The sequence below is a fragment of the Enterobacter dykesii genome (assembly GCF_008364625.2).
Lineage (GTDB): Bacteria > Pseudomonadota > Gammaproteobacteria > Enterobacterales > Enterobacteriaceae > Enterobacter > Enterobacter dykesii.
Window position 1 is genome coordinate 1582957 of record NZ_CP126604.1, and the last position, 23908, is coordinate 1606864.

Consider the following 23908-nt stretch of genomic DNA (forward strand, 5'->3'; position numbering starts at 1 on the left):
CGCCTTACCCGGCCTACGACTACGACATCAAACTCACCTGCGCCGCCACGATCCGCCACCCGTAGGCAAACCGCACCCACGTCTGCTGCTGGCGGCCAATGCGTTCCGTGCTCTCGCGGGTAAACTCGGTGCTGCACACCGCGTAATCCTCACCGAAGGTGGTAATCACGGTATGGCGCAGCGTCCGCTGCAGCCCGGAGGCGGGGCGCGCGGCGCGGAAGGCGCGGATTTCATCAATCCCATACAGGTTTTCACCCGCCCCCAGACGCACCGTATTTTTGTCGTGCCAGAACAGCTCGTCCAGCACCGCAACGTTGTTGCTCACCAGCGCGTCTTCATAGCGGTAAAACGCGGCGGTCACCTCGGCAACCACCCACGGGAGGTTAATGTCATCATGATTCATCATGCGGCCACCTCCGCCGGGCGGGCATCGGTGATGCCGCTCTCTTCCAGCACGCGCGCAACGCGCAGGCAGGCCTGCTCGTTAAACGGCGCGGCAATCAGCTGCAGGCCAATCGGCGCACCCTGCGCGGTGCGCAGCGGAACGGTGGTCACGGGCAGGCCCAGAAATGATATCGGCTGGGTCAGCATCCCCATGCTGGCGCGGATGGGGAGCGGCTGACCGTTAATCTCCATGGTCTGCTCACCCGCGAGCGTCGCGCTACGCGGCGTTGCCGGGGCGATCAGCACGTCGGCCTGCGCGAACAGGGTTTTAAACGCCTGCCGGGCATGCGCGCGAAACCGCTGGGCCTGAATGTACCAGGCGGAAGGGATCATCGCGCCCGCCAGGAGGCGTTCCCGGGAGTGCGGCTCAAAACGCTCGGGCTCGCGGCGAAGCGCGGGCAGGTACTGATTTCCCCCTTCGGAGGCACTGATGATAAACGCTGCGGAGCGCGCCAGCTCTGCGTCCGGGAACTTCAGCTCATCCTGCACGTCGAGCGCCTTCGCCACCCGCGCCACGGCGTCTCTGGCATCCGCGTCGCACCAGGTGGTGAAGTAGCCGCCGAGCACCGCGCAGCGCAGGTCGTCAAGCCCGCGGTCGAGCAGGGGACGCGTCTGCTCGCGCGAGCTCTCTGCCTGGAAAGCGTCGCTGCTGTCCCGGCCCTGCAGCGCGTCGTACACGGACGCCAGATCGCACACGCGGCGGGCAAAGGGGCCGATATGATCCAGGCTCGCGACAAACGGATGGCTGCCGGATCGCGACAGGCGGCCAAAGGTGGGCTTCAGGCCGTAGATGCCGCACAGGGAGGCCGGAACGCGAATCGAGCCGTTGGTGTCGGTGCCGAGCGAAAAGTGCACCAGCCCGGCGGCCACGGCGGCCGCTGAACCGCCGGACGACCCGCCCGCAATGCGCGCCAGATCGTGCGGGTTACGCGTCGTGCCGTAGTGGCTGTTTTCGGTGGTAAAACCGTAGGCGTAGGCGTCCATGTTCACCATCCCGGTCAGCAGCCCGCCCGCGCTGCGCAGCTGGCGCACCGCGAAGCTGTCAGCGGCCGCGGCAGGGCGCTGGCTGAACAGCTCTGCCCCGGCGAGGGTGGTGTGGCCGGCAACGTCGAACAGATTTTTTACCGCGTAGGGCACGCCCGCCAGCGGCGGCAGGGGGCGCTTTTCGCGGCGCAGGGTATCGATGCTCTCGGCTTCGGCGAGCATGCGTGCTTCCGTCACGGCGGTCCAGGCATTGATCTGCGGGTTAACGCGCGCAATTGCCTCCAGCGTCTGGCGGGCTATCTCCTGGGCGCTCAGCTCGCCCGCGCCCAGCGCATGCTGGATTGCGCTGATACTCATCTCGTGTGGCCTCATGCTTTATACACTCCTGCGATCTCCAGACGGTCGTCGAGCGGCAGCGCCATCAGCGGGGCGGCCATATTTGCTATACGGCTGAACTGCAGCTGCAGCTCGGCGCGGCGGGCATCGTCCAGCGTCACGCCGAGCACGGACTCCATTTGCGCCAGATACGCCTGCCAGTCGGGTTGTTGTGTTGTCATGGTTTTCTCCTCAGAATCCGGCGGCCGCGCCGTTGCTGCGCGGATCAAATGCCCCTTCGAACAGTCCGTTGGGGTGGCGGACAATCGCGCCCGCGTGGCCCATCGCTTCACTGAAATCAGGGAACATTTCCACCTCGTGTCCGAGTGCCTGAAGCCGTGAGACCGTCTCAGCGGTAAAGCGTCCCTCCAGCTTTAAGGTGTCCGAGGTTTGTCCCCATGTGCGCCCCAGCAGCCAGCGCGGGCGGGATATGCTTTCCTGTAAAGGCACGCCCTGAATCGCGTAGCGGGTAAAGAGCGCGGCCTGGGTTTGCGGCTGCCCGTCGCCGCCCATGGAGCCGTAGACCATCACGCGTCCGTCGTTCAGACGCGCAGCGGCCGGGTTCAGGGTATGGAATGGCTGTTTGCCCGGCGCGAGGGCCAGAAGATGGGCGGGATCGAGGCTGAACGATGCGCCGCGGTTCTGCCAGACGATGCCGGTGTCGGGCAGCACTACGCCGCTGCCGAACTCGTGATAGATACTCTGGATAAACGACACGGCAAGCCCGCTGCTGTCCATCACCCCCATCCACACCGTATCGCCGGGGCCTTTTCCGGTGCCCCACGGCGCGGCGCGGCCGTCGTCAACCCTGTCGGCAAGCGCCTGCAGGGCGGCGGGATCCAGCAGACCCTGAATATCGGTTTTCAGCTCGCGCGGGTCGGTGATGTGGGCATCGCGCAGGCCAAAGGCCAGCTTGGTGGCTTCAACGATGCGGTGAATGGTGTCGGCGTCGTCGGCCTCGGCCATGTTCAGGCGGTCGGTGATGCCGAGTATCGCCAGCGAGACCAGCCCCTGCGTCGGTGGGGCGTGGTTAAAGATCTCCCCCTGCTGATGCTGCAGCTTCAGCGGCGCGGTGCGCCGGGCAGCGTGCGCGTTGAGATCGGCCAGCGTCACGGGCAGGCCCAGCGTCTCCATGCCGTGCGCCAGCACGTCCGCCAGCGGGCCGCGGTAAAAGCTGTCCAGACCGTCTTCCACCAGGCGCGTCAACGTCGTGGCCATGGCGGGCTGGTAAAAACGGCTCCCGACCTGCGGCGGCTTACCGTCGACCAGCCAGGTTTCCGCGAAGCCGGGCACGTCCTTCAGCTCGTCGAATTTGCTGGCCGTAGCATTGGCCTGTGAGGCCGTGACCGGCGTGCCGTTTTGCGCATAGTCAATGGCGTCGGCCAGCAGGCGGGCCAGCGGCAGCGCCTTGCCGGTCAACTCGCGCGAGACCTTCAGCGCCTCGTCCCAGCCGCTCACCGTACCGGCGACGGTCAGCGCCGCGCGGGGCCCGCGATGAGGGATATGCGCCAGACCGTCGTAGGCGGCGAGCGTCGCGCGCGATCCCGCCGCGCCGCTGGCATCAATGGCGACAGGTTCGCCTTCCGGCGGCACGATAAGCCAGAAGCCATCGCCGCCCAGCCCGTTCATGTGCGGATAAACCACGGCAATGGTGGCCGCGGCCGCGACCATCGCTTCTATCGCGCTGCCGCCTTCGCGCAGCACCGCCAGCGCGCTCTGGCTGGCAAGATGGTGGGGCGCAACGGCCATGCCGTGCGTGGAGACATTACTTTGCATGAAGAGTCCTCGTAACCCTGAAAGTCACAAGGTGCTGCAAAAGCTGTTCCAGTTCTGAAAGAAAAGTTTCAGTAAACTGGCACGTATAATGAATACCTAGAATAAAAGGTACAATGTGATGAAACAAAAGTTACAGAGGCGCTATGGAACAACTGGATGAACGTCTGAAAGCACAGTATCCGTCGCTGTCGCCGCAGGAGCAGCGGGTGGCGGACTTTATTTTCGATCATTTTGACGATCTCATTAGCTACAACAGCGCCGAGCTGGCGCAGCTGAGCGGAGTGTCGAAAGCCACGGTCAGCCGCCTGTTTAAGCGGCTGGGCTATGAGAAATATAAGGACATGCGCGACGAGCTGCGCACCCTGCGCCAGAGCGGGATGCCGCTCACCGATAACCGCGACGCGGTGCAGGGCAACACGCTGCTGGCGCGCCACTACAAGCAGGAGATGGCGAACCTGACCCAGTGGGTCAATGCCCTCGACGCGCAGCAATTTGCCGACGCCATGGCCTGCATGGTGAAGGCGCGGCGGATCGTGATTATCGGCATGCGTAACGCCTATCCGGCGGCGCTGCACCTGCGCCAGCAGCTGCTGCAGGCGCGCGGTCAGGTGCTGGTCCTGCCGCAGCCGGGGCAGAGCCTGAGCGAAGAGCTGGTGGATTTAACGCCGGACGATCTGGTGGTCATGATGGCCTTTCGCCGCCGTCCGCGCATCATCCGCCCGCTGATGGAGCAGCTTCAGAGCAGCGGTATTCCAGTGCTGCTGATGTGCGAGCCGCAGGCGCACAGCCTGTTCCCGCTGGCAAGCTGGCAGCTCTGCGCCCCGCTGGACAGCGTCTCGGCCTATGACAGCTATTCCTCGGTTAACAGTCTGATCAACCTGCTGGCGAATGCCTTTCTGCATGAGATCCTCGATAAAGGCCGTCCGCGCATTCACGAGATTGCCTCCCTCTACCAGCAGCTGGACGAACTCGAACAACGATAATGGGGCATCAGGCTGGTGCTTTGCATTAAAATGGTGCATTTGGTGGGTCGGGAAAACGCTCGTTTTTTCGACCCGCCCCCCTTTTATCAGGCTTCACAAGAATATTTCCCGCTTCGCCTTATCTGGCACATTAGTTGCAAAATCACATTCAAAGAATCTTTTGTTTCATGTTAACGTTACGGGGAAGCACCATGAAAAAATTGTTGATTGCACTGGCCGGGGCCGCATGTCTCTTCACACAGCTGCCGGCAAAGGCTGACCAGCTTCAGGATATCGAGAAGCGCGGCACCATTCGCATTGCCGTTCCGCAGGACTTCCCGCCGTTTGGCTCGGTGGGGACCGACCTGCAGCCGCAGGGCTATGACATCGACATGGCGCGCTATCTGGCCAAACAGATGAAGCTCAAGCTGCAGCTGGTGCCGGTGACCAGCGCCAACCGCGTGCCGTACCTGCAAACCGATAAGGTGGATCTGGTCATTTCCAGCCTCGGTAAAAACCCTGAGCGCGAGAAGGTGATCGACTTCAGCCGAGCCTACGCGCCGTTCTTCCTCGGCGTGTTTGGCCCGAAAGGCGCTGAGCTGAAGGACGCCGCCGCGCTGAGCGGAAAAACCATCGGCGTGACGCGAGGGGCGGTGGAGGACATGGTGCTGACCAGCCTGGCGCCGAAAGACGCGGACGTGAAGCGCTACGAAGATAACAACACCACGCTCTCCGCCTATCTCTCCGGACAGGTGCAGTACGTGGCAACCGGCAACCTCGTGGTGGCGGCCATTTCGCGCCAGAACGCGGATAAAGCCCCGGTGCCGAGCTTTATGCTGAAAGATTCGCCGTGCTTTATTGGCCTGAAGAAAAACGAACCGGCCCTGAAGGCAAAAGTGGACGCGCTGATTGAGCAGGGCATCAAGGACGGCACGCTGAACGGCCTGTCTGAACAGTGGCTGAAGGCCCCGCTGCCGGCCAACCTTGGCGCCTGAGCCGATGACTGAGCAACTTGATTTCTCCGCGCTCTGGCCGTACTGGCCGGAGCTGCTGGCGGGGCTGTGGATCACCGTTCAGCTGACGGTGATGGCCACCGTCGGCGGGCTGGCGATAGGGATCTTCGGGGCGGCGATCCGCAGCGGACGCACCACCTGGTTCAGTCGGATCTGGGGCGGCTACGTGGAAATTATCCGCAACACGCCGTTTGTGGTGCAGCTGTTTTTCATCGTCTTCGGCCTGCCGAATCTTGGGCTGAAGATGACGGCGGGGGAAGCGGCGCTGCTGGCCATGGTGGTAAACCTGGGCGCATACAGCACCGAGATTATCCGCGCGGGCATTCAGGTCACGCCGAAAGGGCAGTGGGAGGCCGGACGCGTGCTGGGGCTGACCCGCCTGCAGACCTTTATTCGCGTGGTGCTGCCGCCCGCGCTGCAGCGCATTTACCCGGCGCTGGTGAGCCAGTGCATCATCGTGATGCTCGGCTCGTCGGTGGTGTCGCAGGTCTCGTATGAAGAGCTGACCTTCGCCGCCAACCTGATCCAGTCCAGAACGTTTTTGAGCTTTGAGGTGTATCTGGTGACAACCGGCATTTACTTAGCGCTGTCGATAACCCTGCGCCAGCTGATGATGGCGGCGGGACGCAAATGGCTGGGGGTGCAGGCATGATGACCACCTTTACCGACTGGGACATTATTCGCAACCTGCTGCTGGCCGGACGCTGGACGGTGCTGCTGTCGCTGGTGGCGTTTGTCGGCGGAGCGGTGGTGACGCTGCCGCTCCTGCTGCTGCGCCTGACGGGCGGGCGCACGGTGAAGCGCATCATCCGCGGCTACATTGAGCTGTTTCAGGGTACGCCGCTGCTGATGCAGCTGTTCCTGGCCTTTTTCGGCGTGGCGCTGTTCGGCATCGACGTTTCGCCGTGGACCGCCGCCTCGCTGGCCCTGACGTTTTACACCAGCGCGTTTCTGCTCGATATCTGGTTTGGCAGCATTCGCGCCCTGCCGAAGGGGCAGTGGGAAGCGTCGCGCTGTCTGGGGCTGACCTTCGGCCAGACCCTTTTTCGCGTGGTCGCCCCGCAGGCGCTGCGCATCGGCATCGCCCCGACGGTCGGCTTTGCGGTGCAGGTTATCAAAGGCACCGCGCTGGCGTCGATTATCGGCTTTATCGAGCTGACCAAGGCCGGGACCATGTTGACCAACGTGACGTATCAGCCGTTTAAGGTCTTTGCGCTGGTGGCGCTCGGCTACTTTATTCTGTGTTATCCGCTGTCGCGCTACAGCCGCTATCTGGAGACGAAATTCAATGCCTCTCATCACCATTAATCAGGTGCAGAAGTACTACGGCGATAACCACGTGCTCAAGGGCGTCGATCTGGATATCGACATGGGCCAGGTAATCTCCATTATCGGGCGCAGCGGATCGGGCAAAAGCACGCTGCTGCGCTGCATTAACGGCCTGGAAGGCTATCAGGACGGCAGCATCAAGCTGGGTGGCATGACCATTACCGACCGGGATTCCCAGGCGCGTGAAATCAGCCGCTCGGTCGGGATGGTGTTCCAGAGCTTCAACCTGTTCCCGCACATGACGGCGCTGGAGAACGTGATGCTCGCCCCGCGTCGGGTGCTGAAGAAAAGCGCCGCCGAATGCCGCGAGCTGGCGGAGCGTATGCTGGAGAAAGTGGGGCTCGGCGATCGTCTGGATTACTACCCGTCGAGCCTCTCCGGCGGCCAGCAGCAGCGCGTGGCGATCGCCCGCGCGCTGGCGATGTCGCCTAAGGTTTTACTCTGTGACGAGATCACTTCCGCGCTGGACCCGGAGCTGGTGGGCGAAGTGCTCAAGGTGCTGGAGCAGCTGGCGGCCGAGGGGATGACCCTGATTCTCGTGACGCATGAAATGAATTTTGCCCGCGAAGTGGGCGACCGCGTGGTGTTTATGCACCAGGGGAAAGTCTGGGAGCAGGGCGACAGCAAAACGCTGTTCGCCAACCCGCAGACCACGGAACTGAAGCAGTTCATCTCCTCCGTGCGCGGCCTCAACTGATAAGGACTTAACAATGGATATCGCAGACTTTCCGCAAATCAACCCGCCCCAGCGCCTGCTGATGGGGCCGGGCCCGATCAACGCCGACCCGCGCGTGCTGCGCGCCATGTCGAGCCAGCTGATCGGCCAGTACGACCCGGCGATGACCCACTACATGAACGAGGTGATGGCGCTCTATCGCGGGGTGTTCCGCACCGAAAACCGCTGGACGATGCTGGTGGACGGCACCTCCCGCGCGGGGATTGAAGCGATACTGGTCTCCGCCATCCGCCCGGGAGATAAGGTGCTGGTACCGGTGTTTGGCCGCTTTGGTCATCTGCTGTGCGAAATTGCCCGCCGCTGCCGCGCCGAGGTGCATACCATCGAGGTACCTTGGGGCGAGGTGTTTACCCCGGACCAGGTCGAGGATGCGATTAAACGTATTCGTCCGCGCCTGCTGCTGACCGTACAGGGCGACACCTCCACCACCATGCTGCAGCCGCTCGCGGAGCTGGGTGCTATCTGCCGTCGCTACGACGTGCTGTTTTACACCGACGCCACCGCGTCGCTCGGCGGCAACGCGCTGGAGACCGACGCCTGGGGGCTGGATGCCGTCTCGGCCGGGATGCAGAAGTGCCTCGGCGGCCCGTCGGGCACCTCGCCGATCACCCTGAGCGCGCGCATGGAGGAGGCGATCCGCCGCCGCAAGTGCGTGGAGGAGGGCATTCGCACCGACGCCCACCGCGACGGCGACGAGGAGATGATCTACTCCAACTACTTCGATCTCGGCATGGTGATGGACTACTGGGGGCCGGAACGCCTGAACCACCATACCGAAGCCACGACCGCGCTGTTTGGCGCCCGCGAGTGCGCGCGGCTGATCCTGCAGGAAGGGCTGGATAACGGCATCGCGCGTCATAAGCTGCACGGCGAGGCGCTGCTGAAGGGCATTCAGGCGATGGGGCTGGAGACCTTTGGCGACCTGAAGCACAAGATGAACAACGTGCTGGGCGTGGCGATCCCGCAGGGCGTCAACGGCGACCAGGTGCGTAAGCTGATGCTGGAGGATTTCGGGATTGAAATCGGCACCTCGTTTGGCCCGCTGCACGGCAAAGTGTGGCGTATCGGCACGATGGGCTACAACGCGCGCAAGGACTGCGTGATGACCACCCTGAGCGCGCTGGAGTCGGTGCTGAACTACCTGCAATTCACCACCACGCAGGGGGCCGCCATGCAGGCCGCGTGGGACCACTATCGCCGCGAGACGCCGCAATGAGCCCGGCGGCAGAACGGGTGATGGCCCGCGCCGACGCGCTGGCCGCCATCAGCGAAAGCCCGGATGCGCTGACGAGGGTTTATCTCTCAACCCAGCATCTGCAGGCCAACCAGCTGGTGGGGCAGTGGATGAGCCAGGCGGGAATGACCGTCTGGCAGGACAGCGTGGGCAACATCTGTGGACGCTATGAGGGCGCGCAGGAAGGGGCGCAGGCGGTGCTGCTCGGCTCGCATCTCGATACCGTGCGCAATGCCGGGCGCTACGACGGCATGCTTGGGGTGCTCACCGCCATTGAGGTGGTGGACAGCCTGCACCAGCAGGGTGTGCATCTGGCGCAGGCCATCGAGATTGTCGGCTTTTGTGACGAAGAGGGGACCCGCTTCGGCATTACGCTGTTAGGCAGCCGGGGTATCACCGGCACCTGGCCGCAGGGCTGGCTGGAGAAAGCTGACGCCAGCGGAACCAGCGTGGCGCAGGCGATGACCCTGGTGGGGCTCGATCCTGCCCGCGTGCTCCATGCCGCGCGCCGTCAGGAGGATTTCAGCGCCTATCTGGAACTGCATATTGAGCAGGGGCCATGCCTTGAGCAGGAGGCGCTCGCCCTTGGCGTGGTGGAGGCCATTAACGGCGCGCGCCGGCTGAACTGCCGCTTTACCGGCGAGGCCGGGCACGCGGGAACCGTGCCGATGCACCACCGCAGGGACGCGCTGGCCGCCGCCGCCGAGTGGATGGTTATCATTGAAAATGCAACCCGACAGCAGGGCGGTAACCTGGTGGCGACGGTTGGCGAGCTGCGCTGCCTGCCGGGGGCGGTGAACGTGATCCCCGGCGAGGTTCAGCTCTCGCTGGATATTCGCGGGCCGCAGGATGCGCCGCTGGATCGGTTGCTTAACGACCTGCTGGAACATGCGCAGGCGATCGCCTCGCGCCGCGGTCTGGACTTCAGCGCCGAGGAGTTTTACCGCATTGCCGCCACGCCGTGCGATTTCCACCTGCAAAACGTGCTGGGGGAGGCGGTCACATCGGTACAGGGGCGTTCGCTTTCGCTGCCCAGCGGTGCGGGCCACGACGCGATTGCCATCGCGGAACGCTGGCCGGTCGGCATGCTGTTTGTGCGCTGCAAAGGAGGCGTCAGCCACCATCCGGCGGAATCGGTGATGGCTGAGGATGTCGCCCTGGCGATTGAGGCGTTTTCGCGTGCGGTGATTCAGCTGGCGGAGAGCGTTACTCCAGCCCCAGCGTATATTGCGCGATCTTGAAGTAAATAATCAGCCCGGTGCCGTCGATAAGCGTCGCGATAAACGGCGCGGAGACGACCGCCGGGTCAATCCCGCAGCGCTTGAGCACCATCGGAATGACCGACGACACGATCGCGCTCCAGAGCGTAATGCACACCAGCGTCAGGCTGACGATAAGCGTGATTTCCAGCCCAATCCCCATCATCCAGGCGCGAATGCACCCAGCAAGACCCAGCGTGGCGGCAATCATCAGCGAGGTGGTCATCTCTTTACGCAGCACGCGGCCAACGTCGCGCAGACGGACTTCCCCCAGCGCCATGGCGCGCACCAGCGTGGAGGTGATCTGCGTCCCGCTGTTGCCGCCCGTGCCAATCAGCAGCGGAATAAAGAACGCCAGCGCGATGGCGGACTCCAGCGCCTCCTCGAAATGCTGGATCACCGAGCTGGTGTAGGCTTCCGCGACAAAAAGCAGCAGCAGCCAGACGGAGCGTTTCTTCCACAGGCTATACGGGCTGGTGTCAAGATAGGGCTTCTCCAGCGGCAGCGTCGCCCCCTGAAGCTGGGCGTCTTCGGTGACGTCATCTTCCAGCAGATGGGCGATTTCGCGCTCGGTCAGGCAGCCGACGAGCTTGCCGTGGGTGACCACGGGCACCACATCCGCGCCGCCGTGCGCCAGCAGTCCGGCAACGTCGGCACGTTCATCCTCCGGTTTGACCTGCAAAAACTGCGAAATCATCAGCGATTTCACCGGCTGGACCGTGTCGGCGGTCTGCAGCAATTTGCGCACGGCAATCATGCCCGCCAGGCGGCCATTGTCTTCAATAAAAATATGCGACGGAATATCGTCGTCTTTTAATTTTTCGAAGAACTGCTCGCGCGCCAGCGCCACGCATAATGCAATATCGAGGACAATAAAGTCGGTATTCATATATTGCGCGATGGCGCTGTCATTGAATGCCGGGTTTTGGTTGTGAATAGCGTAAGACATAGTGAATTCCCTTTGAATAATAACATCTCTCAGGGGCGAGCAAGACAGGGCATGTCGAAGAGGAGATCCCCACGTCCTGGGTTCAGCACTGTACACCGTATCCCGCGAGGGAAGTTATACTGACAAAGCCTTGATTCGACAGTGCCTGTTTTACCCTGTGTCGGTTCTCTCGAACCCACCAGAGCGATAACGTGTATTTGTACAGGAGCCTCGCCATAACGAGATCGTTGTAAAATCAGAGGAATAATACGCTTATTTAAATTTACCGCGCAGGAAATTAAATAATGTTTAAGAACGGTTTAGAAGATTTTTATTAATAAAATGTTGAGGGTTTATTTAAGTTAATTCATTTCTAATGGAGGATTAATAATTAACGGAGGAGAGGATAATGGCGTGGTTTGATAATCTGCTGAATCATTTTGCGCTGTATCCGGCACATCTTTTCGCGCTGTTATTTGTGATGGCGCTGAGTAAATCGACGGTGCTTATCTCCTCCGTGCTGCCGCCCGCCTCGGTGATGCTGCTGGCGGGCATTACCGTCAGCCAGACGAGCATGCATCCTGCGCTGGCCTGGCTGGCCGTGGTGTTGGGCGCTGCTGCGGGTTCGGTGCTGAACTACCATATCGGCCAGCTGATGGGGCACGCGCGATGGATGACCCGCTTCACGGCTAAACACGCCGGTAAAATGTTGCGGGTGCAGCATCAGCTCCAGAAAAACGGGGTGCTGGTGCTGTTTACCGCGCGTTTCCTGGCGGTGCTACGCTACATCGTGCCGCTGGCGGCGGGGATGCTCAGGCTGAATGCAGTCAAGGTCTACGCCGTCAGCCTGCTTTCCGCCTGCGTCTGGGCGGCGCTGTATGTCGGTGTAGTCACCGGCATCAGCGCATTTAATCTTATCATTTAGCGTAGCGCGGTGCCGGTATGCCGGTGCGCGCGCTGTTGAACAGCTCAAGACGCGCCGCTTCGTAGCGATCCCACAGGCCGACGTCATGCATCGGCGGGATGGTGATCGGTTCACCCTGATCCAGACCCGCCAGCGATGCATCCACCATATCGTCGGTGGTCATCACCGAGCCTTCCGGCAGATCGTTCACCGTGACGCCCGAATGGCTCCAGATTTCTGTCGCCGTGGCGGCGGGCAGCACGGCCTGAATGCGCACGCTGCTGTCGGCAAATTCTTCCTGTAACCCGCGGGTAAAGCTCAACACCCACGCCTTGGTGGCGCTGTAGAGCGCGCTGCCCGCCCGGACGTGCAGGGCCAGCACGGACGCGATATTGATCAGCGTGCCGCGATTGTTCTGCGCCAGGCGCGGCAGGATGGCGTAGGTCAGACGCATCAGCGCCGTGGTGTTCAGGGTGTTAATGGCCTGATGCTGCGCCACATCGCCCGCGAGGAACGGCGCCATCTGCGCGGTGCCCGCGTTGTTAACGAGCGTATCAATGGCGGTATTGCTGCGCAGCTCCTCTTCCACGGCGCGGATCCCGGCTTCATCGGTAAGATCGGCCACCAGAATATCGACGGCCACGCCGTAGCGCGCGCGAAGGTCGGCGGCAAGGGTTTTCAGGCGATCCTCGCGACGGGCGACCAGCACCAGGTTAGCGCCGCGCGCGGCAAGACGGTCGGCATAAACGGCACCAATCCCCGAAGAGGCACCCGTAATCAGGGCGGTGGTGATTTGCGTAGTCATCGTGTGTTACCTCAAGGCAAAGTGGGTTGTTTGGTTTCAAGATGAAACTGAATTAACTCTCTGCTATTTGGTTTTATAATGCAACCATTTTGCTGAGCATTTTGTGCTTTTGCCGTCGGAAACGATCAGGAGGGGAGTTTAGCCACGATCTCTTCAGGCGTCAGTTCGCGCCCATCGTCGGCGATAAGCGCCAGTTTGCGCAGGGGTTTGCGCTGTTCGGCATCGACCAGCACGGTGCCGCATTCGTTTTCAGCAAACAAAAATTCATTGCCCCACTGGGAGAGGGCAACCAGCACTGTTTGCAGGGCGCGCCCTTTATCGGTCAGGACATACTCCTGCCAGGCGCTGCCGTCGGACGCGGGCTGAAGCCGGAGGATGCCTTCGTCGACCAGCAGTTTCAGCCGCGTGGTCAGCATGTTTTTCGCGATGCCGAGGCTTTTCTGGAACTCGCCGAAGCGTTTTATCCCGCGCAGCGCGTCGCGCACGATCAGCAGCGACCACCAGTCGCCGATGATATCCAGCGAACGGGCGACGGGGCAGGTGCTCTCTTCGAGGCGGGTACGTTTCACGGTCAATTCTCCGGTAGGGTGTAGTTTTATTATAAAACTTATTTGCCCACACCGTAAGCACGTTAATCATCAGTTTGAGAAATGCTTCCCGGAAAATTGTCACGAATATGTCACACTGAATGCGACATTTTAAAACGAGTGAGGAATTAGGGATGAGAAAAGCACTACTCGCGCTGGCAGTCGCCGGTTCCATTTCAGCAACGTTTGGCGTGCAGGCGCAAGAGACGCCGGAAGGCTATCAGCTGGAGCAAGTTTTAATCATGAGTCGCCATAACCTGCGCGCGCCGCTCGCCAATAACGGCAGCGTGCTGGAGCAGTCCACGCCGAAGCAGTGGCCGGAGTGGGAGGTGCCGGGCGGTCAGCTCACCACCAAGGGTGGCGTGCTGGAAGTCTATATGGGCCATTATATGCGCGAGTGGCTGGCGCAGCAGGGGATGGTGAAGACGGGAGAATGTCCGGCGGCGGATAGCGTTTATGCTTACGCCAACAGCCTGCAGCGTACCGTCGCCACCGCGCAGTTCTTTATCACCGGCGCGTTCCCGGGTTGCGATGTTCCCGTGCACCATCAGGACAAAATGGGCACTATGGATCCGACCTTCAATCCGGTGATTACCGATAACTCGCCGGAATTCAGTGAAAAAGCGCTGAAGGCGATGGAGACCGAGCGGCAGAAAATGCAGCTTGGCGAAAGCTATAAGCTGCTCGAGCAGATGACGAACTACGCGGATTCCCCGTCCTGCAAGGAGAAAAAGGTCTGCTCGCTGGCGGACGCGAAAGATACCTTCAGCGCCGACTATGAAAAAGAGCCTGGCGTATCCGGGCCGCTGAAGGTGGGTAACTCGCTGGTGGACGCGTTCACGCTGCAGTATTACGAAGGCTTCCCGGCCGACCAGGTGGCCTGGGGAGAAATCAAAACCGACCAGCAGTGGCGCGTGCTGTCGAAGCTCAAGAACGGCTATCAGGACTCGCTGTTTACCTCCACCGAAGTGGCGCAAAACGTGGCGAAGCCGCTGGTGAAGTACATTGATAAAACGCTGGTCACCGAACAGGCAAAAGCGCCGAAAATCACCCTGCTGGTGGGGCACGACTCGAACATTGCTTCTCTGCTGACGGCCCTGGATTTCAAACCGTATCAGCTGCACGACCAGCAGGAACGCACCCCGATTGGCGGCAAGATTGTCTTCCAGCGCTGGCATGACAAAAATGCCAACCAGGAGCTGATGAAAATTGAGTATGTCTACCAGAGCTCAGAGCAGCTGCGTAACGCCAGCGTGCTGTCGCTGCAGTCTCCCGCGCAGCGCGTGACGCTGGAGCTGAAGGGCTGCCCGGTGGATGCGAACGGCTTCTGTCCTGTCGATAAATTCAATGCGGTGATGAATAACGCGGCGAAGTAAAGGAGAACCCCCCGCTGCGGCGGGGGGAAACGCTTAGACGTTTTTACGTTCGATGGTTTGCTCGCCCCAGAAGAGCGAGTCTTTATCCGTTTTTTCGAAGGCGCGCACCAGCACCTCATCGTTACCTTCCTCCCAAATCTGCTCGGCCAGCTTTTCATCGTACTTCGCGACTTCAAAGATAGCTTCGGCAATCTCCGGAGAGGTGTTGCGTAAACTTGCCCATTCGCCCACGTGGTGAGCTTTGGATTCTTGAGTTGGCATGCTTGTCCTCCTGTTGGGTGTTAGCCGTTCAGTTTTTTGGCCAGACCCGCGACGTATTCACCCTGATAGCGGGCGATAGACAGTTCTTCATTGCTTGGCTGACGTGAGCCATCCCCACCGGCAATGGTGGTAGCGCCGTACGGCGTACCGCCGCGCACCTGGGAAATGTCAAACAGCTCCTGGGCGCCGTAGCCAATCGGCACAATCACCATCCCGTGATGAGCAAGGGTAGTCCAGGTTGAGGTAATCGTCTGCTCCTGACCGCCGCCGGTGCCGGTAGAGCTGAATACGCTGGCGAGTTTGCCGTAGAGCGCCCCGGATGCCCAAAGTCCGCCGGTTTGATCGAGGAAGGTGCGCATCTGGCCTGACATATTGCCGAAGCGGGTCGGGGTGCCGAAGATAATGGCGTCATAATCCGCCAGCTCCTGCGGGGTAGCGACCGGGGCGTTTTGCGTTTTCCCCCCGGCTTTCAGGAAGGCTTCCGCCTGCATGGTTTCCGGTACGCGTTTCACCACAACCTCAACGCCATCAACTCTGTTCGCACCTTCTGCGACCGCGTGAGCCATGGTTTCAATGTGTCCATACATGGAATAATAGAGCACCAGAACTTTTGCCATTTTGCATCACTCCTCGTTTGTATTTTCTGACAGCGGATCGCTGCGCTCATTTAAAGATATGCCATCACGGCCAGACTGCAAAAATGAACGGCATTTCTTTGATTTATAACAATATGGTTACAAAAAGGCTTTGTAGCAAAATGAAACAACTTTTTGGCGGTAGTTTTTTGAAATGATAAGAAAGGCTTATGAATTGCCGTCGCGTCATCTCACCCGAAAGGCTGAGTTCTTGTTGCAGAATATTACCTGCGGCTTGCCGGATAGCGGCATTCCACTAAGCTTAGTTTCACGCGGCACAGATAAAGGCACTGTCCTTGTGTTGCGAGGTGAAAGATTCCTCTTTTACTGAATGCAATATGATGTCTAATGTTTCACATTCTGGAGGTTAGAGATGGCAAACCATCGTGGTGGTTCAGGTAATTTCGCAGAAGACCGTGAAAGAGCATCAGAAGCAGGCCGTAAAGGTGGCCAGCATAGCGGGGGCAACTTCAAGAATGACCCGCAACGCGCATCTGAAGCTGGCAAGAAAGGGGGTAAAAACAGCCACGGCAGCAGTAAGTAACACGCCGGGTTGAACCCCTGCCGCCGGGATCTCCCGGCGGTTTTTTTATTTCTGCAACATTGAACTGTAACCAAAGGCAACGCACACTACAGAATTGTTTTCTCTTTCTGGTGCCGCATGTCTGTCTCACGCTTCAAATTTTCCGTTAAACCGCAGGAAGCCATCCTCATTCTCATCACCATGTTCTGGGGTGGGACGTTTCTGGCCGTTCAGTACGCGGTGACCCTCAGCGATCCGTTCTTTTTTGTTGGCCTGCGCTTTGCGACGGCGGCGCTTGCCGTGGGGCTGATTTCGCTTAAAACGCTGAGGGGGCTGACGCTGAAAGAGCTTAAGGCCGGCGTGGCGATTGGGGTGGCGATAGCGATGGGCTACAGCCTGCAGACGTGGGGATTGCAGACCATCTCCAGCAGCAAATCCGCGTTTATCACCGCCATGTATGTGCCCCTGGTGCCGCTACTGCAGTGGTTGTGCCTGGGTCGGCTGCCGGGGCTGATGTCCTGTATTGGCATCGGGCTGGCGTTTATCGGCCTGATCTTACTGGCCGGGCCGGAAAACAACCTGCTGGCGCTGGGGCCGGGCGAAATCATCACCCTGATTGGGGCGATTGCCATTGCGGCGGAAATTATTCTGATTAGCGCCTGGGCGGGCAAGGTCGACGTCAAACGGGTGACGGTGGTGCAGCTTGCCACGGCGTCGCTGGTGGCGTTTGCGACGATGGTGCCGGCAGGGGAATCCGTGCCGCCGATGTCCACCGGCCTGGTGGTGGTCGCACTGGGGCTGGGGATTTTCAGCGCCATTATTCAGGTCACCATGAACTGGGCGCAGCGCAGCGTATCGCCAACCCGCGCGACGGTGATTTATACCGGCGAACCGGTTTGGGCGGGGATTTTCGGACGCATTGCAGGTGAGCGTTTGCCGCTTCTGGCGCTGGTGGGCGCGGCATTTATTGTCGCCGGGGTACTGGTGAGCGAGTTAAAGCTCAAACGGAAGAAAAACGCGCTGCCAGAAAATGACAGCGCGACGTTAAATCACGAATCCTGATGCACCACGGCGCCCTGCGGCGCGGCGTCCATCCGGCGGCTCAGCAGGGCGTTAAGCAGGATCGCGCCGAAGGTCGCCGTGCCAATCCCGCCAATCGTAAACCCGCCCAGCGTCAGGGCAAAATCGCCTGCGCCCAGCACCAGCGTAACGGCAACCATAATCAGGTTGCCATTCTGGCTGAGATCGACGCGATGCTGTACCCAGATGCGCGCGCCGGCTACGGCGATCAGCCCAAACACCACAATCGATGCCCCGCCGATGACCGGGGACGGAATGGTGTGGATCAGCGCGCCGAACTTCGGTGAGAAGCCGAGCAGCATCGCCATTACTGCCGCCGCCACGAAGACCAGCGTCGAGTAGACCTTGGTCACCGCCATCACGCCGATGTTCTCGGCATAGGTGGTGACGCCGCTGCCGCCCACGGAACCGGAGAGCATGGTCGCCAGACCGTCGCCGACGAACGCCCGGCCCATGTACGGGTCCATACTGCGCCCGGTCATTCCCGCCACGGCCTTCAGGTGGCCCAGGTTCTCTGCCACCAGAATCACCGCCACCGGTGCGATAAGCATCATCGCCTGGGTGTTAAAGGTGGGTGAGGTCACCTTCGGCAGGCCGAACCAGGCGGCCTGATGGAGCAGCGTAAAGTCAACCGGCTTGCCCAGACCGAAAACGTTGGCCAGCAGGGCGTAGACCAGACAGGCGACAATCAGCCCAACCAGGATCAGAAGACGCTGGATCATGCCGCGCGTGAACACCGCCACCAGGCCGATGCACAGCACCGTGATCACCGCCATCCAGCTTTCAAACGGCGAGGCGGAGACGCTCCTGACCGCAATTGGCGCGAGGTTGAGGCCAATCGCCATCACCACGGCCCCCGTCACGACGGGAGGCATCATTCGCTCGATCCAGCGCGTGCCGATTTTCATCACCACCAGACCAATCAGGGTGTACACCAGACCGCAGGCGATGATGCCGCCAAGGGCCACGCTCAGGTTGGGGTTGATCCCCTGGCCGTTAAACCCGGTGGTGGCGATGACCACCCCGACAAAGGCGGCGCTGGAGCCGAGATAGCTGGGCACGCGCCCGCCGGTGACGAAAAAGAACAGCAGCGTGCCGATACCCGACATCAGAATAGACAGGTTGGGATCGAGTCCCATCAGCATCGGCATCAGCACCGTGGCGCCAAACATCGCGACCGCGTGCTGAACGCCCATCACCATCGTCTGCCCGAGCGGGAGACGTTCATCCGGCGCGACCACGCCTGTTTCTGTGGAGGTCGATTTCAACTGCCAGTGGGGAAATCCGAACATGGTCTGTCTCCTTAGGGCGGGTTAACAGGCGGGTCGCATAAGCGCGTGGTAGCCGCGGTCAAACCACACCAGACCTTGCGGCGCGGGGTGGCGAATGATCGAAATAATGTCGCAAAACAGAATGTCGTGGGTGCCGACGCTCACCACCTGGCTGATGCGGCAGTCAAACGAGGCCAGCGCATCTTCCAGGCGCGGGCAGCCCGTGTCGCCCGTCTGCCAGCGTGCGGCGGCAAAGCGTTCCTCCATCGGCGTTTTCCCGCCAAACAGGTTAGATAAAGGCTCCTGTCCGGCGCTCAGGGTATTCACGCAAAGGGTGCGGTTTTCGCTAAAGGTTTGCCAGACGGACGCGCCGCGGTTCAGGCACACCAGCAGGGTAGGCGGTGAATCCGTGACGCTGCACACCGCGCTGGCTGTGAAGCCTGCCAGCCCCGCCGGGCCGTCGGTGGTGATGATATTGACCGCCGCGCCAACGCAGGCCATGGCGTCGCGAAAGGTTTGTTTATCCGGTGTCGTCATGATGGCTCCTTACGCCAGCCCGCAGGCATCGTCGAAGGTCAGGCGCGGCAGACGCCCGTACAGTTTGTTCGTGTCGCCGTAGCCAATGTTGATCAGCAGATTGCTTTTAAGCGTCGTGCCGGTGAAAAAGGCCTCGTCGACCTTTTGGCGGTCAAAGCCCGACATCGGGCCGGTGTCCAGCCCCAGCGCGCGACAGGCGAAGATCAGGTATGCAGCCTGCAGCGAGCTGTTGCGAAAGGCGGTCTCTTCCGCCAGCGCGGGGCTGGAGGTAAACCAGCTCTTCGCATCGCCGTGCGGGAAGAGCTCGGGCAGACGCTCGTAGAATTCTCCGTCCCAGGCCACAATCGCCGTGACCGGGGCGGCGAGCGTTTTCTCAAGGTTGCCGCTGGACAGCGCCGGGCGCAGCTTCTCTTTTCCCTCCGCGCTTCGCACAAACACAATCCGCGCCGGGGAGCAGTTGGCGGACGTTGGCCCCCATTTCATCAGGTCGTAGATTTCGCGCAGCGTTTCGTCGCTGACGGATATATCCTGCCAGCCGTTATGGGTGCGGGCGCCGGTGAACAGCGTTTCCAGCGCGGCGGGGGTAATGGCTTCGCTCATTAAAGCTCCTTATAAAGCGGGTTCCGGGCTGTGCAGCAGGCTGGCAAGCCCGTTCAGCAGCAGGGTGTTAAAGGTATCCGGCTCGGTGACGTTGCAGGCGTGCCCGCCCTGGCGCATCACCACGCTGTGGCTGTGCGGAATTGCCGCCTGCAGTTCAGACGAACAAACAGCGGGCACCAGCATGTCGTCGGCGGAACAGATGATCTGGACCGGGCAGCGAATGCGCGCCGCATGGCGGCTGAAGTCGGCCTTTTTCAGGGCGCTGAGCCTGTGTAGCAGGTTGGCTTTTCCCTGGAAATGGGCCAGCGCCAGCGCTTCTTCGGCCTCCAGACGGGGCGCGCGGGCGGCCATCCAGTCCGCAGGGTAGAGAAACAGCGGCTGCGCCTCGACCCACGCCTGTGCGCCACCGTAATGCAGCAGGCGCTCGCGGATCTGAAAGCAGCGGCGGGTGTGGGCGTTGAGGGTCAACCAGCCGTTGACGCACACCAGCGCGGTGAGGGCGTCGGGCCTGTCGAGGGCCAGCTGCAGGCCGACCAGCGCCCCCAGCGCGTGACCCACGACGCTGTAGCGGACAATCCCGGCTTCAGCCAGCGCCTGAGCCAGTTCGTTCGCCATCTCTGCAAGGCTATACCCTTCCGGCAGGGTAGCGGGGTTATTGCCCGTTCCCCGCTGGTCATAGCACACCACCTGATACTCCGGCTCCAGCGCGGCCAACTGGGGCAGCCAGTAGCTGCCGCTGCCGCCGAGACCGGAAATAAAGACCACCACGGGCGCGCCTTCATACGGGGGCGGCGAGACGGAAAGTTTCATACCTGCCTCACTTCGCGATGTGCGCAACGGTGGCGATCTCAACCAGCGCCTCTGGCTTCACCAGCCCGCACTGAATGCAGAACCGCGCCGGCTTATCGCCGGGGAAGAACTCGGCGTAGATCTCGTTAATCGCGGCGTAGTTTTTCCAGTCGGTGATAAAGATGCTGTTGAAGGTCACATCCTCCATCGTGCCACCCGCCGTTTCGATCACGGTTTTGATCGTCTCCAGCACGTGACGGGTTTGCGCCTTTGGGTCGTTGATAAACACCACGTTGTTGTCTTTATCAAACGGCAGCGTGCCGGAGACATACACCACGCCGTCGGCGAGGGTGCCGGGAACGAACGGGGCAATCGGCGTGCTGGTACCGGGCGGGATGATTACGGATTTCGGCATCAGGTGTCTCCTCAGGCGATACGGGCAAGCGGGGGATTCAGGGCGTCGCAGAAATCATTGACGTTACTGACCCAGCCAAAAAAGGTTTCAATATTGAACAGGGCCGCCTTCTGGGCGAATTCCGGCCCGGCCTGATGGGTCGCATCTTCCAGCACCACGCCAAAATACTCGAGGAAAAAGCCGTCGCGCAGGGTCGACTCCACGCAGACGTTGGTGGCGATGCCGGTGAACACCAGATGGCGAATGCCCCGGCTGCGCAGCAGGCTGTCGAGCGGCGTGTTGAAAAAGCCGCTGTAGCGCGGTTTGGGCAGGACAATATCGCCCGCCTGCGGGACCAGCTCATCCACCAGCTGATAGTCCCAGCCGCCTTTCGCCAGCAGCTTACCCTGCAGTTCGGGCCGTTTACGCATGGTTTTCAGGGCGTTCGACTTGTGGAAGTTGGGCGAGCCGGGGCCGCCTGCCTCAACATACTGGTCATCCCAGCCGTTCTGGAACCAGATGATGAGCATGCCCGCGGCGCGCGCGGCGGCGACGGCGGTTTTAATGTTCTCGATCACCGGCCGGGTGGCGGAGACGTCGAACCCCGCCAGATCCAGATAACCGCCCTGGCTGGCGTAGGCGTTTTGCATGTCCACCACGATCAGCGCGCTCTGCTCCGGCGCAAAGGTGATGGCTTCCGGGCGTGCGTTAAGGGTCGTCATTACGCCACCTCCTTCGTGACGGCAGGGATGTGGGCGCGGCACTGCATCAGCGGCTGGATGCGCTCGCCGAAGGTCTCCACGCCGGTGAGGAAATCGTCGAAGGTCAGCAGGACGCCTTCCGCACCGGGCACGGCCGCCACTTCGTCCAGCATTCTGGCGACGCTGGCGTACGAGCCGACCAGCGTGCCCATGTTGATATTGACGGCGGAGGTCGGGTCTGCCATCTGACGAACGTTGGTATCCGCCCCGGAGCGGGTATCCTTCTGGCTCTGTTCGGTGAGCCAGCTCAGGGCCTCCTCGTCGGCGCCGTCCTTATAGCGCTCCCATTTGGCGCGCGCGGCGTCGTCGGTTTCGTCGGCAATGACCATAAACAGCACGTAGGAGCCCACGTCGCGCCCGGTTTTGTCGGCGGCCTCTTTCATGCGCGCGGCGGTCGGGGCGAAGGCGGCAGGCGTGTTAACGCCTTTACCGAAGCAGAAGTTGAAGTCGGCGTATTTCGCCGAGAACTCCATTCCCGCGTCGCTCTGCCCGGCGCAAATCACCTTCATTGGCTCCGAGGGCTGCGGGCTGACGCGGCAGTCGTTCATGGTGAAGAAATCACCCTTGAAATCGCTTTTGCCGGTCCCCCACAGGTCGCGCAGAACCTGTACGTATTCGGTCAGGTAGTCGTAGCGACGCGAGAAGTAATCGTCACCCGGCCAGAGCCCCATCTGCTCGTACTCGGGTTTTTGCCAGCCGGTGACCAGGTTGACGCCAAAGCGCCCGCCGGAGATGGAGTCGATGGTGGAGGCCATGCGCGCCACGATCGCCGGGGGCAGGGTGAGCGTGGCGGCGGTGGCGTAGATCTGGATCCGCGAGGTGACCGCGGCCAGCCCGGCCATCAGGGTAAAGGACTCCAGGTTGTGGTCCCAGAATTCGGTTTTGCCGCCAAAGCCGCGCAGCTTGATCATCGAAAGCGCAAAGTCGAAATGGTAGTGCTCCGCTTTCTGCACGATGGCTTTATTGAGCTCAAAGGTCGGCATGTATTGCGGTGCAGTGGTCGAGATAAGCCAGCCGTTGTTGCCGATGGGTACAAATACGCCAATTTTCATCACGAACCTCTCTTCATAACGTCGCAGGTGTAACGGTGTTTTTGCAAAGGCAGTGCCAGTTTTGAAAATAGCTGTGTTATTAATGTGTTAATCAGAAGTTGGTGGATTGACGCGGCTAAATGTGGACTAACTGGTCAAAAACATTGCACAGAAAACAGGCATTCATGCGCGATGGGAGTGCAGAATGTCGTGGCGAGTCGGGGGTTTTGCTATGCTGAGGGCAACGCAGAATAAGGAGAGCGGGAATGACACAAGGCGCAGTGAAAACACCAGGTAAACGTTCGCAGGCGGTGAGCGCCAAGAAGCAGGCGATCCTCAGCGCGGCGCTGGAGACCTTTTCGCAGTTTGGTATTCACGGCACGCGCCTGGAGCAGGTGGCGGAGCAGTCCGGAGTATCCAAAACCAATCTGCTTTACTACTACCCGTCGAAAGAGGCGCTCTATGTGGCGGTGATGCAGCAGATCCTCGATATCTGGCTGGCGCCCCTCAAAGCGTTCCGCGCAGAGCTGGCCCCGCTGGTGGCGATCAAAGAGTACATTCGCCTGAAGCTGGAGGTGTCGCGCGATTACCCGCAGGCATCAAGGCTGTTTTGTCTTGAGATGCTGCAGGGCGCGCCGCTGCTGCAGGCGGAATTAACCGGCGATCTTAAACAGCTGGTGGACGATAAGTCGGCAATTATTGCCGGATGGGTCGCCAGCGGAAAGCTGGCCCCGGTCGACCCGCATCATCTGATCTTTATGATTTGGGCCTCCACCCAGCATTACGCTGACTTTGCGGCCCAGGTTGAGGCGGTGACCGGTAAAACGCTCCAGGACGAGGCGTTTTTCCACAGCACTCTGGAAAACGTGCAGCGGATGATTATCGAAGGGATCCGCCTGCGCTAGTTTCCCGGCGGGAGAGGGCAGCTTAAGTCGCCCTCTTCACACTGCATCAGCGAGGCCAGAAACGCTTCGCGCTCCACGGTTTTTTCCGCCAGGCACTGGTTAACAATCATTGGCTGGACGCTCCCGCCTTCTGTCCCCGAACCGATAAACGCGCAGTCCGCATCGCGCAGAGTAATCCACGCCTGCTGCGCTTTTTTCAGCAGGTCGCGCTGGGGTGCCGCTGCGCGCTTAACGGCGGCCTGATACGTCTGATTAAGCTTTTTATCGGCAGCCTGGTACTGCTGCGCGCTACAGGTATTCAGTTCAAGCTGGGTGGTCGCGTTGTCGCACTCGTCGGCCAGCGCGCTGGCGCTCAGCAGCAGTGCCGCACTGGCGATAAGATATCGTTTCATATACTCCCCAATAAAAT

General features: G+C 60.9%; 29 protein-coding genes and 1 riboswitch. Of the genes, 12 read left to right on the forward strand and 17 right to left on the reverse strand.

Going from position 1 to position 23908, the window contains the following annotated elements:
- Positions 1–19: 19 nt before the first annotated feature.
- The 4 genes from hpxZ to hpxW are packed head-to-tail and all read right to left on the reverse strand — an operon-like array spanning position 20 to position 3579.
- Positions 20–406, reverse strand: coding sequence for an oxalurate catabolism protein HpxZ (hpxZ, locus tag F0320_RS07420; protein ID WP_126328188.1), 387 nt, complete (start codon positions 404–406; stop codon positions 20–22).
- Positions 403–1800, reverse strand: a complete 1398-nt coding sequence (locus F0320_RS07425) for an AtzE family amidohydrolase (RefSeq protein ID WP_126328189.1) — start codon at positions 1798–1800, stop codon at positions 403–405. Before F0320_RS07425 ends, hpxZ begins: the two co-directional genes overlap by 4 nt.
- Positions 1797–1985 carry an oxalurate catabolism protein HpxX gene (gene hpxX, locus F0320_RS07430; protein WP_126328190.1) on the reverse strand — a complete coding sequence of 63 codons (189 nt, stop codon included), beginning with the start codon at positions 1983–1985 and terminating at the stop codon, positions 1797–1799. Before hpxX ends, F0320_RS07425 begins: the two co-directional genes overlap by 4 nt.
- Positions 1986–1995: 10 nt before the next feature.
- Positions 1996–3579 (reverse strand): oxamate amidohydrolase, encoded by a 1584-nt coding sequence (hpxW, locus tag F0320_RS07435; RefSeq protein WP_126328191.1) that lies wholly within the window; start codon positions 3577–3579, stop codon positions 1996–1998.
- A 143-nt stretch (positions 3580–3722) separates the two neighbouring features.
- On the opposite strand from hpxW, the gene hpxU reads away from it, so the two are divergent.
- The 7 genes from hpxU (at position 3723) to hpxK (ending at position 10094) form a co-directional block, all read left to right on the forward strand.
- Positions 3723–4562: a MurR/RpiR family transcriptional regulator HpxU gene (gene hpxU / locus F0320_RS07440; protein WP_047650814.1), complete on the forward strand. Its 840-nt coding sequence runs from the start codon at positions 3723–3725 to the stop codon at positions 4560–4562.
- A gap of 191 nt (positions 4563–4753) precedes the next feature.
- Complete coding sequence (locus F0320_RS07445; protein WP_047650815.1) at positions 4754–5536, forward strand: transporter substrate-binding domain-containing protein; 783 nt, start codon at positions 4754–4756, stop codon at positions 5534–5536.
- A 4-nt stretch (positions 5537–5540) separates the two neighbouring features.
- Positions 5541–6206 carry an amino acid ABC transporter permease gene (locus F0320_RS07450; protein ID WP_047650816.1) on the forward strand — a complete coding sequence of 222 codons (666 nt, stop codon included), beginning with the start codon at positions 5541–5543 and terminating at the stop codon, positions 6204–6206.
- Entirely contained in the window at positions 6206–6862 is a 657-nt protein-coding gene (locus F0320_RS07455; protein ID WP_049008460.1) for an amino acid ABC transporter permease, read from the forward strand. Before F0320_RS07450 ends, F0320_RS07455 begins: the two co-directional genes overlap by 1 nt.
- Positions 6843–7580 carry an amino acid ABC transporter ATP-binding protein gene (locus F0320_RS07460; RefSeq protein ID WP_126328192.1) on the forward strand — a complete coding sequence of 246 codons (738 nt, stop codon included), beginning with the start codon at positions 6843–6845 and terminating at the stop codon, positions 7578–7580. The genes F0320_RS07455 and F0320_RS07460 overlap by 20 nt, the downstream gene beginning before the upstream one ends.
- 13 nt (positions 7581–7593) lie before the next feature.
- Positions 7594–8835: a pyridoxal-phosphate-dependent aminotransferase family protein gene (locus F0320_RS07465; protein ID WP_126328193.1), complete on the forward strand. Its 1242-nt coding sequence runs from the start codon at positions 7594–7596 to the stop codon at positions 8833–8835.
- On the forward strand, positions 8832–10094 hold the full coding sequence (gene hpxK, locus F0320_RS07470; protein WP_126328194.1) for an allantoate amidohydrolase: 1263 nt from the start codon (positions 8832–8834) through the stop codon (positions 10092–10094). The genes F0320_RS07465 and hpxK overlap by 4 nt, the downstream gene beginning before the upstream one ends.
- On the opposite strand, the gene F0320_RS07475 is transcribed toward hpxK, so the two are convergent.
- Positions 10060–11061 (reverse strand): magnesium transporter, encoded by a 1002-nt coding sequence (locus tag F0320_RS07475; RefSeq protein ID WP_047650818.1) that lies wholly within the window; start codon positions 11059–11061, stop codon positions 10060–10062. The two genes, hpxK and F0320_RS07475, sit on opposite strands and share 35 nt — an antisense overlap.
- A gap of 60 nt (positions 11062–11121) precedes the next feature.
- Positions 11122–11291, reverse strand: a riboswitch (M-box (ykoK) riboswitch).
- Positions 11292–11449: 158 nt separating this feature from the next.
- Between F0320_RS07475 and F0320_RS07480 the strand changes: the two genes are divergently transcribed.
- Positions 11450–11965 (forward strand): DedA family protein, encoded by a 516-nt coding sequence (locus tag F0320_RS07480; RefSeq protein ID WP_047650819.1) that lies wholly within the window; start codon positions 11450–11452, stop codon positions 11963–11965.
- Here the strand turns inward: F0320_RS07480 and F0320_RS07485 are convergent.
- The gene (locus F0320_RS07485; RefSeq protein ID WP_126328195.1) at positions 11958–12749 is read right to left on the reverse strand and encodes an SDR family NAD(P)-dependent oxidoreductase; all 792 of its coding nucleotides are present in this window, start codon (positions 12747–12749) and stop codon (positions 11958–11960) included. The genes F0320_RS07480 and F0320_RS07485 overlap by 8 nt on opposite strands.
- Positions 12750–12874: 125 nt before the next feature.
- On the reverse strand, positions 12875–13318 hold the full coding sequence (locus F0320_RS07490) for a winged helix-turn-helix transcriptional regulator (protein WP_126328196.1): 444 nt from the start codon (positions 13316–13318) through the stop codon (positions 12875–12877).
- Positions 13319–13470: 152 nt separating this feature from the next.
- On the opposite strand from F0320_RS07490, the gene agp reads away from it, so the two are divergent.
- Positions 13471–14712 carry a bifunctional glucose-1-phosphatase/inositol phosphatase gene (agp, locus tag F0320_RS07495; RefSeq protein WP_126328197.1) on the forward strand — a complete coding sequence of 414 codons (1242 nt, stop codon included), beginning with the start codon at positions 13471–13473 and terminating at the stop codon, positions 14710–14712.
- A gap of 33 nt (positions 14713–14745) precedes the next feature.
- Here the strand turns inward: agp and F0320_RS07500 are convergent, their stop codons facing one another.
- Both F0320_RS07500 and wrbA read right to left on the reverse strand, forming a co-directional pair.
- Positions 14746–14973 (reverse strand): YccJ family protein, encoded by a 228-nt coding sequence (locus F0320_RS07500; RefSeq protein WP_008499832.1) that lies wholly within the window; start codon positions 14971–14973, stop codon positions 14746–14748.
- 20 nt (positions 14974–14993) lie between these two features.
- Positions 14994–15590, reverse strand: coding sequence for an NAD(P)H:quinone oxidoreductase (gene wrbA, locus F0320_RS07505; RefSeq protein ID WP_023311076.1), 597 nt, complete (start codon positions 15588–15590; stop codon positions 14994–14996).
- 391 nt (positions 15591–15981) lie between these two features.
- Here wrbA and F0320_RS07510 point away from each other — a divergent pair, with 391 nt between their 5' ends.
- A complete protein-coding gene (locus F0320_RS07510) occupies positions 15982–16152 on the forward strand; it encodes a general stress protein (RefSeq protein ID WP_023311077.1) in 171 nt (56 codons plus the stop codon).
- 117 nt (positions 16153–16269) lie between these two features.
- Positions 16270–17193, forward strand: a complete 924-nt coding sequence (locus tag F0320_RS07515) for a DMT family transporter (protein ID WP_126328198.1) — start codon at positions 16270–16272, stop codon at positions 17191–17193.
- Here the strand turns inward: F0320_RS07515 and rutG are convergent.
- The 7 genes from rutG to rutA are packed head-to-tail and all read right to left on the reverse strand — an operon-like array spanning position 17181 to position 22615.
- Positions 17181–18503, reverse strand: a complete 1323-nt coding sequence (gene rutG / locus F0320_RS07520) for a pyrimidine utilization transport protein G (RefSeq protein WP_126328199.1) — start codon at positions 18501–18503, stop codon at positions 17181–17183. The two genes, F0320_RS07515 and rutG, sit on opposite strands and share 13 nt — an antisense overlap.
- A gap of 21 nt (positions 18504–18524) precedes the next feature.
- Positions 18525–19019 carry an NADH-dependent FMN reductase RutF gene (gene rutF, locus F0320_RS07525; protein WP_126328200.1) on the reverse strand — a complete coding sequence of 165 codons (495 nt, stop codon included), beginning with the start codon at positions 19017–19019 and terminating at the stop codon, positions 18525–18527.
- Positions 19020–19028: 9 nt separating this feature from the next.
- Entirely contained in the window at positions 19029–19619 is a 591-nt protein-coding gene (locus tag F0320_RS07530; RefSeq protein WP_126328201.1) for a malonic semialdehyde reductase, read from the reverse strand.
- Between the two features lie 9 nt (positions 19620–19628).
- Positions 19629–20429, reverse strand: coding sequence for a pyrimidine utilization protein D (gene rutD, locus F0320_RS07535; protein ID WP_126328202.1), 801 nt, complete (start codon positions 20427–20429; stop codon positions 19629–19631).
- Between the two features lie 7 nt (positions 20430–20436).
- Positions 20437–20823, reverse strand: a complete 387-nt coding sequence (gene rutC / locus F0320_RS07540; RefSeq protein WP_010429508.1) for a pyrimidine utilization protein C — start codon at positions 20821–20823, stop codon at positions 20437–20439.
- Between the two features lie 11 nt (positions 20824–20834).
- Positions 20835–21524 (reverse strand): pyrimidine utilization protein B, encoded by a 690-nt coding sequence (gene rutB, locus F0320_RS07545; RefSeq protein ID WP_149323879.1) that lies wholly within the window; start codon positions 21522–21524, stop codon positions 20835–20837.
- The gene (gene rutA, locus F0320_RS07550; RefSeq protein WP_126328204.1) at positions 21524–22615 is read right to left on the reverse strand and encodes a pyrimidine utilization protein A; all 1092 of its coding nucleotides are present in this window, start codon (positions 22613–22615) and stop codon (positions 21524–21526) included. Before rutA ends, rutB begins: the two co-directional genes overlap by 1 nt.
- Before the next feature lie 245 nt (positions 22616–22860).
- On the opposite strand from rutA, the gene rutR reads away from it, so the two are divergent.
- Positions 22861–23499 (forward strand): HTH-type transcriptional regulator RutR, encoded by a 639-nt coding sequence (rutR, locus tag F0320_RS07555; protein ID WP_023311087.1) that lies wholly within the window; start codon positions 22861–22863, stop codon positions 23497–23499.
- On the opposite strand, the gene F0320_RS07560 is transcribed toward rutR, so the two are convergent.
- Entirely contained in the window at positions 23496–23891 is a 396-nt protein-coding gene (locus F0320_RS07560) for a lysozyme inhibitor LprI family protein (protein ID WP_045401798.1), read from the reverse strand. The two genes, rutR and F0320_RS07560, sit on opposite strands and share 4 nt — an antisense overlap.
- Positions 23892–23908 lie beyond the last annotated feature (17 nt).

Bases quoted from the DNA above. Each gene is read 5' to 3' on its own strand.
- hpxX (WP_126328190.1), bottom strand. From the start codon at position 1,985: ATGACAACACAACAACCCGACTGGCAGGCGTATCTGGCGCAAATGGAG.
- F0320_RS07530 (WP_126328201.1), bottom strand. From the start codon at position 19,619: ATGAGCGAAGCCATTACCCCCGCCGCGCTGGAAACGCTGTTCACCGGC.
- rutD (WP_126328202.1), bottom strand. From the start codon at position 20,429: ATGAAACTTTCCGTCTCGCCGCCCCCGTATGAAGGCGCGCCCGTGGTG.
- F0320_RS07510 (WP_023311077.1), top strand. From the start codon at position 15,982: ATGGCAAACCATCGTGGTGGTTCAGGTAATTTCGCAGAAGACCGTGAA.
- rutA (WP_126328204.1), bottom strand. From the start codon at position 22,615: ATGAAAATTGGCGTATTTGTACCCATCGGCAACAACGGCTGGCTTATC.
- hpxW (WP_126328191.1), bottom strand. From the start codon at position 3,579: ATGCAAAGTAATGTCTCCACGCACGGCATGGCCGTTGCGCCCCACCAT.
- agp (WP_126328197.1), top strand. From the start codon at position 13,471: ATGAGAAAAGCACTACTCGCGCTGGCAGTCGCCGGTTCCATTTCAGCA.
- F0320_RS07560 (WP_045401798.1), bottom strand. From the start codon at position 23,891: ATGAAACGATATCTTATCGCCAGTGCGGCACTGCTGCTGAGCGCCAGC.
- F0320_RS07455 (WP_049008460.1), top strand. From the start codon at position 6,206: ATGACCACCTTTACCGACTGGGACATTATTCGCAACCTGCTGCTGGCC.
- F0320_RS07465 (WP_126328193.1), top strand. From the start codon at position 7,594: ATGGATATCGCAGACTTTCCGCAAATCAACCCGCCCCAGCGCCTGCTG.
- F0320_RS07460 (WP_126328192.1), top strand. From the start codon at position 6,843: ATGCCTCTCATCACCATTAATCAGGTGCAGAAGTACTACGGCGATAAC.
- wrbA (WP_023311076.1), bottom strand. From the start codon at position 15,590: ATGGCAAAAGTTCTGGTGCTCTATTATTCCATGTATGGACACATTGAA.
- hpxZ (WP_126328188.1), bottom strand. From the start codon at position 406: ATGATGAATCATGATGACATTAACCTCCCGTGGGTGGTTGCCGAGGTG.
- F0320_RS07515 (WP_126328198.1), top strand. From the start codon at position 16,270: ATGTCTGTCTCACGCTTCAAATTTTCCGTTAAACCGCAGGAAGCCATC.
- F0320_RS07480 (WP_047650819.1), top strand. From the start codon at position 11,450: ATGGCGTGGTTTGATAATCTGCTGAATCATTTTGCGCTGTATCCGGCA.
- rutB (WP_149323879.1), bottom strand. From the start codon at position 21,524: ATGACGACCCTTAACGCACGCCCGGAAGCCATCACCTTTGCGCCGGAG.
- F0320_RS07485 (WP_126328195.1), bottom strand. From the start codon at position 12,749: ATGACTACGCAAATCACCACCGCCCTGATTACGGGTGCCTCTTCGGGG.
- F0320_RS07445 (WP_047650815.1), top strand. From the start codon at position 4,754: ATGAAAAAATTGTTGATTGCACTGGCCGGGGCCGCATGTCTCTTCACA.
- F0320_RS07450 (WP_047650816.1), top strand. From the start codon at position 5,541: ATGACTGAGCAACTTGATTTCTCCGCGCTCTGGCCGTACTGGCCGGAG.
- rutC (WP_010429508.1), bottom strand. From the start codon at position 20,823: ATGCCGAAATCCGTAATCATCCCGCCCGGTACCAGCACGCCGATTGCC.
- rutR (WP_023311087.1), top strand. From the start codon at position 22,861: ATGACACAAGGCGCAGTGAAAACACCAGGTAAACGTTCGCAGGCGGTG.
- rutG (WP_126328199.1), bottom strand. From the start codon at position 18,503: ATGTTCGGATTTCCCCACTGGCAGTTGAAATCGACCTCCACAGAAACA.
- F0320_RS07475 (WP_047650818.1), bottom strand. From the start codon at position 11,061: ATGTCTTACGCTATTCACAACCAAAACCCGGCATTCAATGACAGCGCC.
- F0320_RS07500 (WP_008499832.1), bottom strand. From the start codon at position 14,973: ATGCCAACTCAAGAATCCAAAGCTCACCACGTGGGCGAATGGGCAAGT.
- F0320_RS07425 (WP_126328189.1), bottom strand. From the start codon at position 1,800: ATGAGGCCACACGAGATGAGTATCAGCGCAATCCAGCATGCGCTGGGC.
- hpxK (WP_126328194.1), top strand. From the start codon at position 8,832: ATGAGCCCGGCGGCAGAACGGGTGATGGCCCGCGCCGACGCGCTGGCC.
- rutF (WP_126328200.1), bottom strand. From the start codon at position 19,019: ATGACGACACCGGATAAACAAACCTTTCGCGACGCCATGGCCTGCGTT.
- hpxU (WP_047650814.1), top strand. From the start codon at position 3,723: ATGGAACAACTGGATGAACGTCTGAAAGCACAGTATCCGTCGCTGTCG.